Source organism: Pseudomonas sp. AB39(2026) (assembly GCF_059831485.1).
The window spans coordinates 949,090-962,816 of record NZ_CP195212.1; the positions used below are offsets into that span (position 1 = coordinate 949,090).

A 13,727-nucleotide genomic window follows, 5' to 3' on the forward strand; every position below is an offset into this window, starting at 1 on the left:
GTAATGGGGCGTTGAACAGGTAAGGGATCAGTACACGGCAGCAACCACTGGGGGGTCGGTTTCAGGCGCAGTGCGGGTGGCCAGCTCCACGGCCTGGCGCAGGGCTTCGATCAGGCTGCGCTCGTCGGCAATGCCCTTGCCGGCAATGTCGAAGGCGGTGCCGTGGTCAACCGAGGTGCGGATCACCGGCAAGCCGATGGTCACGTTTACCCCGGCTTCCAGCCCCATGACTTTTACCGGGCCGTGGCCTTGGTCGTGATACATGGCAACCACCGCGTCGAAGTCTCCACGGCCGGCCCGGAAGAACAAAGTGTCCGCCGGCAGTGGCCCTTCCACACGCCAGCCGCGTGCGCGCAATTCGTTGATGGCCGGCTGGATCTTGGTGGCTTCTTCCCCATAGCCGAACAGTCCGTTCTCACCGGCATGGGGGTTGATGCCGCAGACGGCGATCAAAGGGTCATGGATACCGGCGCGTACCAGTGTCTGATGCGCTCTTTCAATGGTGCGCCGTACCAGCCCAGGCTCGATGCGGTTGATAGCGTCGATGATGCCAATGTGGGTCGTCACATGGATCACCCGCAAGGTAGGCGTCATCAGCATCATGGACACCTCTTCCACCCCCGTGAGATGCGCCAGCATTTCTGTATGGCCGGGGAAAATATGCCCCCCGGCGTGCAGCGCTTCCTTATTCAACGGGGCCGTGCAAATGGCCTGCAGCTGCCCGGCCTGGGCCAGCTCCACTGTGCGCTTGATGTAGTGATAGGCCGCGTCCCCGGCTACGGCAGACAACCGGCCATAGGGAAGGCCTGCTGGAATCAGTTTCAGGTCGATGCAGTCGATCACCCCTGGCACATACCGCGCCTGGTCAGGGGTGGTGATGCTGCTGACTTGAAGGTTCCCGCCCACGATGCGGTTGGCATCGGCCAGGCGCGCAGCATCCCCGATCACCAGCGGGCGGCACAGGGCGTAGACCGAGGCATGGGCCAGGGCTTTGACGATGATCTCCGGGCCAACCCCGGCAGCATCGCCCATGGTGATACCGATGACAGGCAGTTCAGACATGGGGCGTATCCTTTTCAAGCAAAGCGGTGGCTGGCGCGATAGCGCCTTCGCTGGCCCGTACCTGGCACCAGGCGTTGTGAAGCGTGGCAGGCTGGCCGAAACCACCCGCCTTGGTGATCACGGTCAGCCGTCGGCCGCCGTGGCAAGCCGTGGCACAGGCCACGCCGGGGGTCAGCTCGGTGTGCAGTTCCAGCACGTCGATCCCGGCATGGCTGAGCACAGCACGGGCCGTTTCGCCTCCCGTGGCGATCAGGCACCCCGCGTGAGCCAGCGGCCCTTTGAGCAAGGCACCCAAGGCCTGGGACAAAGCCGGCCCCTGCGCGGGGTCACGGCCCACTTGGATCAAGGTGACCAACGCGTCCTGCCCGTTGGCCAAGGCGTGGGCAAGTTGTGCCGCCCACTCATCCCGCTGCGGCTGGGCCTCATCAGCCACTAGCAGGCGGGGTGACAGCTGTAACCTGAAAGGCGCCGTGTGCCCTGCCAAATGCTCCGCCTGCCCATGGGAATGCGCCGACATGCTGCCCACCACCGTCAGCACAGGCCCGGCCAGGGCAGGCCCGGCCAGGACAGGTCCCGTGAGGCCCGCATGCCCGTGGTTGCCAGTAACCGGCGGCAGGGACAATTCCAGTGCCAGATGCCGCGCCAGGCCGGCCGAGCCCACCCAGAATACCTGGGCCCACAGGGGCGCCGAAGCAGTGGCCAAGTGCGCAAGGTCTTCCTCGTACAGGGCATCGCACACCAGCACCTGGGTGCCCTGGGTACAGTGTTGGCGCAACACCTGTGGCAGGTCCGGTTGTGCCAGTGCCGAGCGGGAGAGGCCCGCCACGCGAACACCTTGGGCACTGAACAATGCCAGCAGGTCCGCGCTGCCGCTCAAACCTTCGTTGGCCCACACATCGGAATCACTCACGGGCGCTTCGCCCAGCCATTGCACGCCACCTCGTGTGGTCCGCCCCAAGGCAGGAAAGGCCGGTGCCACCAGCGCCATGCCCCTGCCCAACAGTGCAACCACCTCGCTGACCACATTCCCCCGCAAGGTGGAATCGACTTTCTTGTACAGCGGGCAGGCCGCTAACGCAGGCTGCGCCAATACGGCCAACTGAGCTTCGGCCGCCTGTTGAGGCGACAGCCGCCGCGTGTCCAGGTCCAGCGCAGTGACGCCCGGCTGCAATGCGCCCACGGCAGTGCCAATGACGACGCGAGCAAGGCACTGGCGGGTAAACCCCACGGCACAATCTGCAGCACCAGACAGGTCGTCCGCGATAACCAGTAGGCTGTCCGTCATGGCAGCAACCGACGGTAGACGGCCTGGATGTCGCTCAGGCTCATGGCCTTGGGGTTGTTCACCATCAGGCGCGTGACCTTTGACGCCGCGACCGCCAACTCCGGCAAATGGGCTTCGGTCACGCCAAATGTCGTCAGGTCCTGGGGGATATTCAGCACAGCGGTCCACTGCACAATCCGCTCGATCAACTTGGCCGCTGCGGTTTCGGCACCGTCGGCAGGATCGGCCACGCCACACACACAAGCGGCCCTTTTCAGCCGGTCGGCACAGGCATCCTGGTTGAAGGCCATCACATGGGGCAGCAACATGGCATTGGCCACCCCATGGGTGACGTGAAATTGCCCGCCCAAGGGGTAGGCCAGCGCATGAACGGCAGCCGTGCCTGCGGCCGTCAGTGCCAGCCCCCCATACATGGAGCCCAGCAGCATATCCCCACGCGCCTGGACGGAGTCCGGCTGGGCGTAGGCCTGTTCGATACTGCCCGCGATCAAGCGCATGGCTTCCAAGGCAAAACCGTCGCTCACCGGGTTGGCCTTGGTAGAAATGTAGGATTCCAGCGCGTGGGTGAATGCATCCATGCCCGTAGCGGCCGTGATGGCCTTGGGTAGGGTCAAGGTCAGCAGCGGGTCGAGCAATACCAGCGTCGGCAGCAGATGCCGGCTGACCACGCCCACTTTCAGCGCTTCGTCCGGCAGGGTCACGATGGCGTTAGGTGTGACTTCAGAGCCGGTGCCGGAGGTGGTCGGCACCAGTATCAGAGGCACCCCCGCCTTGGGCACCTTGTCGATGCCCAGCATGTCCCTCACCGCCACGCTATTGGTGAGCATCACGGCGAACAACTTGGCGGCGTCCAGCACGCTGCCACCCCCCACGGCGATCAGTGCATCGGGCGAATGGGGCGCCACTTGCCGCTCGAACACCTGGCTGATGTTTTCGATGCTGGGTTCGATCTCCACGTTGTCGATCACGTGCAGCTCAATGTCCCGCTCGGCAAACAGGGCCTTCAAACGGTCCGTCACGCCCTGGCGGTGCATGGCGTTCTGTGTGACCAGCACCAGGCGGCGCAGCGGTGTGTCCAGCAGGTTGAGGTGATCGCCCAGGCTGTCGAGTGCCGCTGGACCATGGATCAGGTGTTTAACGGTCTGAAAATGGTAAGGCATGGCGCGAGACTCCTTGGCAGGTTCAGGGGCGGTACACGGCCAGCAGGCGCTCCAGGGTGTGAACCGCTGCTTCGTCCAAGGGCGAAACAGGCGGCCGGCAGGGGCCCACACGAACGTTGAGCAGGTCTGCTGCTTTCTTGAGCACTACCGGCATGGTGCCCATGGCGAAGGCATCACGCAGCGGGCGCAGGTGTTCCTGGGCCGCTCGTGCCCCTTCATGGTCCCCGGCCTGGAAGCGGCGCCAGATGTCCATCACCACCCCGGGTACGGCGTTGGCGGTCGCGGCCACCGCACCGTCACCCCCGGCGAGCAAGTTCCAATAGATCAGAGAGTCTGTACCGGCGAACACCGCAAAATCGTCGCTGCGGTACTGGATCATCTGCACCAGGTTGTCGAAGTTGCCGGCGCTGTCCTTGATGCCCTTGATCTGAGGGTGCTGGGACAGGGTGGCCACAGCGCCTATGCCAATGGACACGCCAGTTTTCGCCGGAATGTTGTACATCATGATGGGCAGGGCTGAGGCGTCTGCGATGGCGGTGTAATGGTTGACCAGCTCTTTCTGGCTGATGGCGTTGAAGAACGGGGTGATCACCGACAGCGCGTCTACGCCCAGTTCAACCATCCGGCTGTTCATCTCGATCACTTCGTGGGTGGCAAAGGCCCCGGTACCGGCAATGACTGGCACCCGGCCCGCGGCCGCTTCCACGGTAATGCGCGCAATGTTCAGTTTTTCGCGCTCGCTCAGCGTGAAGAATTCGCCATTGGTACCCAGCACGAACAGCCCATGGACGCCATGCTCGATCAGGTTTTCGATCAATGAACGCAGCGCGCCTTCATCCACCTGATGGGTGTCCGTAAAGGGCGTGACCAGCGCTGGAACGATGCCTTGGAATCTCATCATGACGTCTCATTGTGATTGTTCTGGTCGTCATGATGCGCTTAGTGATTGCTTCAATCAATAATTAATTTTATTTAGCTAGATAATGATCGTTTTGATCATTTGGTGGAGCCGGTTCCCGGGCAAGCCCAGTCCCACAAGGGCGCAGAGCTTAGCTGAGTAGTTGGGTGATCCAGCTTACCTGGCGGCGGAGTTCGTTTAGCTTCTCAGCAGGCGCGCCTTGCTGGGCTTGGCTGAGTTGGGCCAGGGCGCGCTGCCGCACCTGCAGCAACCGCCGCCACTTGGCCAGGAAGGCAGGGGTGCGGGCCTGCATCAGCAAGGGGCCGAAATACAGTTCCTGCTCGGTATAGGCCACCGGCCCGGTAGGGTCGGCGGTGATAATCTCGTAATCGAAGCGGTTTTCCCGCAGCACCTGCTCGGCCAGGATGCGGTAACCATTGACCATCAACCAATGGCGCAGCGGCCGCTCACCACCATTGGGCTGCAGGATCAGCCGCTCGGTCCCCTTCAGGAAGGCCCGGCCGCTGTCCAGAATGTCCCTTATGGTTTCCCCGCCCATGCCACAGAGGGTGATTGCCGTGACCCCGTCTTCAGGGCGGATGGCCGCCAGGCCACTGGCCAGGCGCACCTCAATGCAGTGCTCGAACCCATTTTCACGGACGGTACGCCCGGCAGCCTGAAATGGTGTGTGTGCCACCTCACCTGCGATGGCACGGGTGATCTGCCCTCGACGCATCAGCGCCACTGGCAGGTAGGCATGGTCGGAGCCGATGTCCGCTAGACAAGCCGCTTGGGGCACCTGAGCAGCCACATGCTCCAGGCGCTGGGACAGGGTGTGTTCGTTCAACAGTAGCCTCGGGGCTCAGCAACGGCCCGCGCCTGGGCCAGGCAATCAATGCGCGGCGCCAGTGTAATGGCCGCAGGCGCTGAGTGCAGCAGCCTGAACAGAGGTATTGCACCGGCGATACCGGGTAACCTGGCGAAAGCGCCAATGGGAACCTGGCACACGCATGCAGGCCGTTGCGGCCAGCGACGGTCCACCTATCATCTGCAGCGTTCAGCGCCCCAGGCGGGTGGCGAACTGCTCTACTGCACCGAGTACTTTGCGGGCCCCGTCCTGGATCTCCACAATGGCCGAGCCGGCCTGGTTGGCCAGGTTTAGGCCTTGCTCGGCCTGTTCGCGGCCTGTGCCGATCACTGTTACAGCCTCGGACGCCAACCGCTGGTTCTGCTGAACCACGCCAGCGATCTCCACGGTGGCCTGGGTGGTACGGGACGCCAGTTGGCGCACTTCATCGGCCACCACCGCAAAGCCCCTGCCCTGCTCCCCTGCCCGTGCGGCTTCAATGGCCGCGTTCAGGGCCAGTAGGTTGGTCTGCTCGGCAATGCTGCTGATGGTTTTGATGATGGTGGTAATCACCTGGCTCTGCTGGTCCAAGGCCTCGATGCCTTCGGCTGCGCCTTGCATCTGCCGGGCCAGCTCGCGCATCACGGCCACCGTCTGCTGGACCACCTCGGCACCGCGCTGAGCGGTGGTGTCGGTTTGAACCGAAGTGGAGTAGGCCAGGGAGGCGGCATCGGAGACCGCCATTTCCTGGTTCACCTGCTCAGTGATCACGGTCGCGAATTTCACCACCTTGACCAGGCGATTGCTGGCATTGAATACGGGGTTGTAGGACGCTTCCAGCCACACCGTTTGCCCGGCACCGTCTATGCGCTTGAACCGGCCGGCCACGAACTCGCCTTGGCGCAGGCGCTCCCAGAAGGCGGCATACTCGGCCGACTGGGCGTCCTCTGGGGTGCAGAACAGGCGGTGATGCTTGCCTTTGATCTGTTCAAGCCGCACCCCCATCGCGTTTAGAAAGCGCTCATTGGCCACCAGCACATGGCCCTGCAGGTCGAACTCGATCACCGCTGTGGACCGCTGCAGCGCCTTGATCATGCTGTCCTGCTCACGGGACGTTTCGATAGTGCGGGTCAGGTCACTGGCGTAAATCACGTAGCTGAGCTTGTTGTCCACCTTGCGAATGGGGTGAAGCAGCACCCGCAACCAGGCCTCGCGCCCATCGCCACGCAGCAGCCGCAGCGTACCGGTGAAGTTGCCGCCCTCTTTCAAGGCAGACCACACGCGCCGATGGAAACTGTCCTGCCGGGCCTCATCCGGCACCAGCTCCGACAGCAGGCGCCCTTGCACGCTGGCCTCCCGGTGCAACATCTCTTGTTGAAAATTGGCATTCACATGCTCGATCCGCCCGTCTGCGTCCAAGTGCATGACGAGCATGTCCTCGTCCAGCCCAGCGCGGATCTGTTCGATGGTTGCCAGCTCATCGCGAAGGGTGGCCAGCGCCATTTTGTTCTGATTGCTGAAAAACATGTGAGCACCTGTACAACGCAGCGGAAGGAAAGTAACAAGCCTTCATCGGCTGAAAACTCCTACACTGAACCCCTGCCTGTACACATTTTTTCGCGACTTCAGCTACTTTGAGAACGGGTTGGGTGCGTGAACGTGGGGCACGTCGACTTCAACACGTCGCCAGGCCGCTTCCGAAAAGCTGTACACCGAGAAGGCGATCAGCCCCAGTGCGATGACCATCAGGATCAGGCCGCCGCCGGGCAGTGTCTGCAGGGCGTTGAGGGCTTCTTTCATGCCAGGCGGGTGCATGGCCTGGTAGCTGGAACCACTAATGCCTAACAGCACGGCGATTTCTATAAACACCACACCTCGGGCTATCAGGCCGAACCGTGCCACGGGCCGCACGTACTTCATGGTGTCTTCGTCAGCTTCGAAATACTTTTCGAAGGACGCCTTCCACCCCTTTACCAAGTGCGCAATGCCCACGCCTAATGGCACCAGCGCCACCAGGTAAACCAGGAGGTTGGAGTGTGGCCAGGCCAACAGGCTCGACAGCAGGTCCTGGGTTTGCCCCCCTCCAGAGTCACCCGAGCGTTGCAGGTTGCTCACCAACAGGCCCAACGCAAAAACCCCCAACGCGCCATTGACCAGCCCCCCGGCCAACAGGCCGATGCGGATCACCCAGCCTTTCAGGCCCGTACCATGGTGGTCTACATCCCGAACCGCCTGGAACACGCGCCAGGCAGCAAACGCAAACAGCCCCGCCACCACCAGCCCCACCATCACATGGCCCAGGGGTTGGCTGAACACAGCGGTAAGGCTGCTGTGGCTGTCTTTGGGGTTTGAAGACCCCTTGGCGGCGAGCAGGGCGAAAATCCCAACCAACAAGTAAACGATGCCCCGCGCGGCATAGCCACAACGTGCGAGAACAACCAAGGTGTGATGGGGTGACATAAAGGGGCCGGTTCCTGAAGAAAGATACAGGACCAGACCGCAGCAGGGTGCCGGGGGTTCGATCAGGGCAACCGATGGCCTGCAGCCCGGCACTACCTTGCACAGCCGTGTCTGTACCTGCTGCACGCCCGCCATTGAGTAGGGCACCCCATTGATTCGAGTACCAAAGGGAACGTACCTTGCGTCTCTTTGCCGAAACACTGCCAACGATGCCCTGCATGTGCGTTGGCGCCCTGCTTCATGCCCTTCTACTGCTCAGGCGCCCCTTTGATGCTCCACGTCCATAACGTGTTCAAACGCTACGCCACCGCCCAAGGACCTCTCGATGTGCTGCGGGGTGCCAACCTGCACATGGACGCCGGCCAGAGCCTGGCGTTGATGGGGGAATCCGGCAGCGGTAAAAGTACCCTCCTGCACCTGGTCGCCGGCCTGGATCAGGTAGACAGCGGGACCATTGAAGTGGCTGGGCAGCGCTTGGACCGGATGAGCGAAGCCCAACTGGCCAACTGGCGGCGCACCCAGGTGGGGCTGGTATTCCAGCAATTCAACCTGATCAGCAGCTTGAAGGTGGAGGACAACCTGGCCTTCCAGGCTCGGCTGGCAGGGCGGCTCGATACCCACTGGCAAGCCGAACTGGTCACCCGCCTGGGGCTGGGTGGCCTGCTCACCCGTTACCCTGAACAGCTGTCCGGTGGGCAGCAGCAACGGGTGGCCATCGGCCGGGCCTTGGCGTCCCGCCCGCCTCTATTGCTGGCCGATGAGCCGACCGGCAACCTGGACGAGGCGACCAGTGACGAAGTGCTGCAACTGTTGCTGGACATCCTGGCCGACAGCCCCACCAGCCTGTTGATGGTGACCCATAGCCCTCGCGTGGCCGCGCGCCTGTCACGCCAGGCCGTGCTGCGCCACGGTCGTTTAGCCGCTGACGACGGGCAGCCCTGATATGGCGACCTTCTATTGGGCACTTCGGGCGCTGGTCAGCCACTGGCGGCGCCACCCTGTACAGCTGGCAAGCGTGCTGACCGGGTTATGGCTGGCAACCAGCCTGCTTACCGGTGTGCAGGCGCTGAACAGCCAGGCCCGTGACAGTTATGCCAAGGCCAGCCAGCTTATTGGCGGTGAGCCCCAAGCCAGCTTGGTGGCGACCAACGGCGCCACGGTTTCTCAAGACGCATTCGTAGCCCTTCGCCGCGCAGGCTGGCCGGTGTCACCGGTGCTTCGCGGGCGCTTGGTGCTCAAGGACCAGCCAGAACAGCGCTTGCAAGTGATGGGCATAGAGCCCGTATCGCTCCCAACCGGTACCTCCCTGGCGGGGCAAGCCATGAGCACCGGACAGCTGGTGGCGTTCTTCACACCCCCAGGCGTGACCTGGGTAGCGCCGCAAACCTTGCTGGCGCTAGGCATGGCAGAAGGCACGCAGCCCCTGACAGAAGAGGGCCAGGCCCTCCCGCCCTTGCAGGCAAAAGCCGACATGGCGCCGGGTTTGCTGCTGGTGGACATCGGGTTTGCCCAGCGCCTGCTGAACCGGCCAGGCCAGGTGTCGCGGTTGCTGTTACCAAAGGGCTACCCCCTGCCGCCCCTGCCGGACGCTTTTGCTCACCAGTTGAAGGTGCAGCACAGCGGCGATGAAAACGACTTGGGCAAGCTGACCGAAAGCTTTCACCTGAACCTCGACGCCTTGGGGTTCCTGTCCTTTGTGGTGGGTTTGTTTATCGTCCATGCGGCTATTGGGCTGGCACTGGAACAACGCCGCGGCCTGTTACGAAACCTTCGCGCCAGTGGTGTGAGCGCTCGGTTGCTGATCGTGGCGCTGGCGGTAGAGCTGGGTGCCATGGCCCTGGTCGGCGGCGTGGCTGGCGTAGTGAGCGGCTACGGGCTGGCCAGCCTGCTGCTGCCCGATGTGGCAGCCAGCCTAAGGGGGCTATACGGTGCCGAAGTGGCTGGGCAGCTCACGCTCAGCCCCTGGTGGTGGTTGAGTGGCATTGGGGTCAGCCTTTTGGGTGCGCTGTTGGCTGGCAGTAACAGCCTGCTGCGTGCAGCACGCCTGCCTTTGCTGGCATTGGGCAGCGCCCAGGCTTGGCAGGAGTCCCATACACGCTGGTTGCGCCGACAGGGCGGCATTGCTGCCTTGGGTCTGGGCATTGCCTTGGCCGCTGCAGTGTGGGGCAACAGCCTGGCCATGGGGTTTGTGCTGATGGCCGGCCTGCTGCTGGGGGCCGCGCTTGGGCTGCCTGTGGTGCTTAACGGCCTGCTCAACGCCCTGCTCGGCCGCCGTAGCGCTGTGCTGGGCCAGTGGTTTCTGGCGGACTGCCGCCAGCAGTTGCCTGCACTGAGCCTGGCGCTGATGGCGCTGCTGCTGGCCATGGCCGCCAACATAGGCGCCGGGAGCATGACCTCTGGGTTTCGCGAAACCTTCGTTCACTGGCTGGGCCAACGGCTGACCGCTGAGCTGTACATCAACCCGGCCAGCCCGCAGCAAGCCCTGCCGCTGCAGGCCTGGCTACAGCAGCAGCCCGAGATCAAAGCCGTATTGCCCAACCGGGACGTGCCCCTTCAGCTCGATGGGTGGCCAGCGGACCTGTACGGCATCATCGATCACCCCAACTACCGTGAGCATTGGCCATTGCTTGAGGCCGCCACAGGCGACCCCTGGGCGCAACTGGCCCACGACCAGGCCCTGATGCTGAGTGAACAACTAGCGCGGCGCCTGAAAGTGGCCGTGGGTGATGAGGTACAGCTTCCAACACCGGCAGGCCCCTGGGCTGTGAAGGTGGTTGGCATCTATGCCGACTACGGCAACCCCAAAGGTCATGCGCTGGTGAACACCGACCACCTGCTGGCCCATTGGCCCGAGCAGAAGCCTGATCGTTTCAACCTGCGTATTGACCCGCACGACGTCCCGGCCCTGCTGAACCGCCTGCATGCACAGTTCGAGTTGGATGACAGCCATATCATTGACCAAGCCCAGCTTAAAACCTGGTCCACCCAAGTGTTTGAACGCACCTTTGCCGCGACTGGGGCACTTAACAGCCTCACCCTGGGCGTTGCCGGTGTCGCCTTGTTTATCAGCCTGCTCACGCAGAGCCAGAGCCGGCTCGGGCAATTGGCACCCCTATGGGCGCTGGGGGTCACCCGGCGCCAGCTGATGCTGCTGAACCTAGCCCAGACCTGGCTGCTGGCGGTACTGACGCTGACTTTGGCGGTTCCTCTGGGCCTGTTGCTGGCCTGGTGCCTGGATGCGGTGATCAATGTGCAAGCGTTCGGTTGGCGCCTGCCGCTGCAGGTCTTCCCCTTGCAACTGCTGCAATTGATGGGCCTGGCCATGATCGCAACGCTGCTGGCCTCCGCTTGGCCCTTGTATCGACTATTCAAGACGCAACCTGCCGACTTGCTAAGGACCTTTGCCCATGAGGTATGAATGGCTCGCGGGTGTTGTGGCATTCCTGGCCCTTGCCGCCTGCGATGCCCCGCCGGACACCGAAAAGGGATTTGCAGGGCTGGCAGACGACGCCACGGCGTATGCCCGGGTAACGCCCGGCAAGCGCTTTATATTCCCTGAGGACCATGGCCCCCACGACGGTTACCGTATCGAATGGTGGTACATCACCGCCAACCTTACAGGCCCGAACGGTCAGCCTTTCGGCGTTCAGTGGACCCTGTTCCGCAATGCCCTGCCCCGAACGGCCCAAGCCTTGGCCGACAACACAGGGTGGGCCAACCGTAACCTGTGGATGGGCCATGCCGCCGTGACATCCGCAGACCGCCACTACGCCGCAGAACGCTATGCGCGGGGCGGCATCGACCAAGCAGGCGTGACCCTCAAGCCTTTTGCAGCCTGGATCGACGACTGGTCCCTGGCCAGCCGCGCATCCGATGAAAAACCGCTCGCCGATATGCAGCTCAACGCCCAGGGCCCTCACTTTGGCTATCAGCTGCACCTCACCTCTACCCGCCCGCTGGTATTGCAAGGTCACGGCGGCTTTAGCCAGAAGTCCGAAGCCGGCCAGGCGTCCTATTACTACAGCCAGCCATTTTTCGACGCCTCAGGGCAGGTCACCCTGGACGGCACAACCTACAAGGTATCTGGCTCAGCTTGGCTGGACCGCGAATGGAGCAGCCAGCCACTGACCGCCAACCAGACCGGGTGGGATTGGTTTTCCATTCACTTGAACAGTGGCGCGCAGGTGATGCTCTACCGTATGCGACAGAAGCAGGGTGAACCCTACCTCACGGGCACCTGGATCAACGCCGATGGCACTACAGAACCGCTGGCCCCCAACGGCATCACTCTGGTGCCGATAAGCACTACCCGGGTGGAAGGCCGTGACATGCCCACACATTGGTCCATCAGCATTCCCAGCAAAGGCCTCGATGTGAGCGTGCAGGCGCTCAACCCCAACGCCTGGATGGCGTTGCGGATTCCCTATTGGGAGGGCCCGGTGACCCTCAGCGGCACGCACTCAGGCGTGGGCTACCTGGAGATGACCGGGTATTGAACGCAGGTCGCGATGAGCCTATACACACGGCGACCTACACCCTAACTGTCAGCGTGTGTGCTGGGGCAGAAACCAGTTCAGCAGCAGCGCACAGATGCCCCCGGTCGCCACACCGGATTCCAGCACGTTGCGCAGTGCAGTGGGCAGGTGCGCTAGAAACTCCGGCACCTGGTTAACGCCCAGCCCCAGGGCAAGGGACACCGCAATGATCAGCAGCGCACGGCGATCCAGGTCGACGCCCGCCAGGATGTTGATGCCTGAGGCTGCCACGGCACCGAACATCACCATGGCGGCACCGCCCAGCACCGGCTCGGGAACCGCTTGAATCACCCCGGCCACAGCCGGGAACAGCCCCAGCACCACCAGCATCAGCGCAATCCACGTGCCCAGGCTGCGGCTGGCGATGCCGGTCAGCTGAATCACGCCATTGTTCTGGGCGAACACGGAGCTGGGGAACGTATTGAACACACCCGCCAGCAGCGAGTTGACACCGTTGACCAGCACCCCACCCTTGATGCGTTGCATCCACACCGGCCCTTCCACCGGCTGGCCGGACACCTTGCTGGTGGCCGTTACATCACCGATCGCTTCCAGCGAGGTCACCAGGTAGATCACCAGCATTGGAATAAACAGGCTCCAGGAAAACCCCAGCCCAAAGTGCAACGGCGTGGGCACCTGGAACAGCGCGGCCTGGTGCATCCCGGTGAAGTCCAGCCGGCCCAGGTAACCAGCCAGGGCGTAACCGACCCCCAGGGCGATCACAATGGCCCCGCTACGCATCCACACCAGCGGGATTCTGTTAAGTACCACGATCACCGCCAGCACCACCCCAGACAGCAACAGGTTTTCACCGTTGGCGAAGGTGCCCGTAGCCATAGCACCAAAACCGCCGCCCATGCTGATGAGGCCGACCTTGATCAGGGTGAGGCCGATCATCAGCACCACGATGCCGGTCACCAGCGGTGTGATCAGCCGTTTAACGAACGGGAGTATGCGAGACAAGCCGATTTCCACGAACGAGCCCGCGATCACCACACCGAAAATGGCCGCCATCACCCCTTCCACAGGTGTGCCCTCCTTCACCATCAGGGCGCCACCGGCGATCAGCGGCCCCACAAAGTTGAAGCTGGTGCCCTGAACGATCAATAAGCCTGCACCCAGTGGGCCGAAGCGACGGCACTGCACGTAAGTAGCGATGCCGGACACGATTAAGCTCAAGGACACAATCAGGTTGGTGTCGCGCGGCGACACACCCAGGGCGTGGCAAATCAGTAAGGCCGGCGTCACGATGGGCACGATGATCGCCAGCAGGTGTTGCAGAGCAGCCAGGAGGGCCACCAGCGGGCGCGGTCGGTCTTCGAGGCCGTAGATCAGCTCACTGCCGTTAGGGGCAGGTGGTACAGGCGTATCAAGCGGTTGCATGGCAGGGCCCAATGGTGAAAAGGGGCGGATTCTACCCTGCGTCAGTCGCGTTGGGGCATTTGACTGAACACAGGCGGCGCGTAGCGAGTCGCACTTA

The 13,727-nt window shown here is 63.0% G+C and carries 11 protein-coding genes and 1 pseudogene; 3 read left to right on the forward strand and 9 right to left on the reverse strand.

Going from position 1 to position 13,727, the window contains the following annotated elements:
• Positions 1-27 precede the first annotated feature (27 nt).
• The 8 genes and pseudogenes from pdxA to ACSAMW_RS04140 form a co-directional block, all read right to left on the reverse strand.
• On the reverse strand, positions 28-1,062 hold the full coding sequence (gene pdxA / locus ACSAMW_RS04105) for a 4-hydroxythreonine-4-phosphate dehydrogenase PdxA (RefSeq protein WP_500592792.1): 1,035 nt from the start codon (positions 1,060-1,062) through the stop codon (positions 28-30).
• Positions 1,055-2,347, reverse strand: coding sequence for a four-carbon acid sugar kinase family protein (locus tag ACSAMW_RS04110; protein WP_500592793.1), 1,293 nt, complete (start codon positions 2,345-2,347; stop codon positions 1,055-1,057). Before ACSAMW_RS04110 ends, pdxA begins: the two co-directional genes overlap by 8 nt.
• Positions 2,344-3,507, reverse strand: coding sequence for an iron-containing alcohol dehydrogenase (locus tag ACSAMW_RS04115; protein WP_500592794.1), 1,164 nt, complete (start codon positions 3,505-3,507; stop codon positions 2,344-2,346). The genes ACSAMW_RS04110 and ACSAMW_RS04115 overlap by 4 nt, the downstream gene beginning before the upstream one ends.
• 22 nt (positions 3,508-3,529) lie before the next feature.
• On the reverse strand, positions 3,530-4,405 hold the full coding sequence (gene dapA / locus ACSAMW_RS04120; protein ID WP_500593970.1) for a 4-hydroxy-tetrahydrodipicolinate synthase: 876 nt from the start codon (positions 4,403-4,405) through the stop codon (positions 3,530-3,532).
• A 151-nt stretch (positions 4,406-4,556) separates the two neighbouring features.
• Positions 4,557-5,252 carry a tRNA (adenine(22)-N(1))-methyltransferase gene (locus tag ACSAMW_RS04125; protein ID WP_500592795.1) on the reverse strand — a complete coding sequence of 232 codons (696 nt, stop codon included), beginning with the start codon at positions 5,250-5,252 and terminating at the stop codon, positions 4,557-4,559.
• A 210-nt stretch (positions 5,253-5,462) separates the two neighbouring features.
• Positions 5,463-5,996 (reverse strand): methyl-accepting chemotaxis protein, encoded by a 534-nt coding sequence (locus ACSAMW_RS04130; protein ID WP_500593971.1) that lies wholly within the window; start codon positions 5,994-5,996, stop codon positions 5,463-5,465.
• Positions 5,997-6,008: 12 nt separating this feature from the next.
• Positions 6,009-6,779: pseudogene (locus ACSAMW_RS04135) on the reverse strand (PAS domain-containing protein); the annotation flags it as partial.
• A gap of 102 nt (positions 6,780-6,881) precedes the next feature.
• The gene (locus tag ACSAMW_RS04140) at positions 6,882-7,712 is read right to left on the reverse strand and encodes a DUF1206 domain-containing protein (protein WP_500592796.1); all 831 of its coding nucleotides are present in this window, start codon (positions 7,710-7,712) and stop codon (positions 6,882-6,884) included.
• Positions 7,713-7,982: 270 nt separating this feature from the next.
• On the opposite strand from ACSAMW_RS04140, the gene ACSAMW_RS04145 reads away from it, so the two are divergent.
• The 3 genes from ACSAMW_RS04145 to ACSAMW_RS04155 are packed head-to-tail and all read left to right on the forward strand — an operon-like array spanning position 7,983 to position 12,208.
• Entirely contained in the window at positions 7,983-8,654 is a 672-nt protein-coding gene (locus ACSAMW_RS04145) for an ABC transporter ATP-binding protein (RefSeq protein WP_500592797.1), read from the forward strand.
• A 1-nt stretch (position 8,655) separates the two neighbouring features.
• Positions 8,656-11,130: an ABC transporter permease gene (locus tag ACSAMW_RS04150; protein WP_500592798.1), complete on the forward strand. Its 2,475-nt coding sequence runs from the start codon at positions 8,656-8,658 to the stop codon at positions 11,128-11,130.
• Positions 11,120-12,208: a lipocalin-like domain-containing protein gene (locus tag ACSAMW_RS04155; RefSeq protein ID WP_500592799.1), complete on the forward strand. Its 1,089-nt coding sequence runs from the start codon at positions 11,120-11,122 to the stop codon at positions 12,206-12,208. Before ACSAMW_RS04150 ends, ACSAMW_RS04155 begins: the two co-directional genes overlap by 11 nt.
• Before the next feature lie 48 nt (positions 12,209-12,256).
• Here the strand turns inward: ACSAMW_RS04155 and ACSAMW_RS04160 are convergent, their stop codons facing one another.
• Entirely contained in the window at positions 12,257-13,630 is a 1,374-nt protein-coding gene (locus ACSAMW_RS04160; RefSeq protein WP_500592800.1) for a nucleobase:cation symporter-2 family protein, read from the reverse strand.
• Between the last annotated feature and the right edge of the window lie 97 nt (positions 13,631-13,727).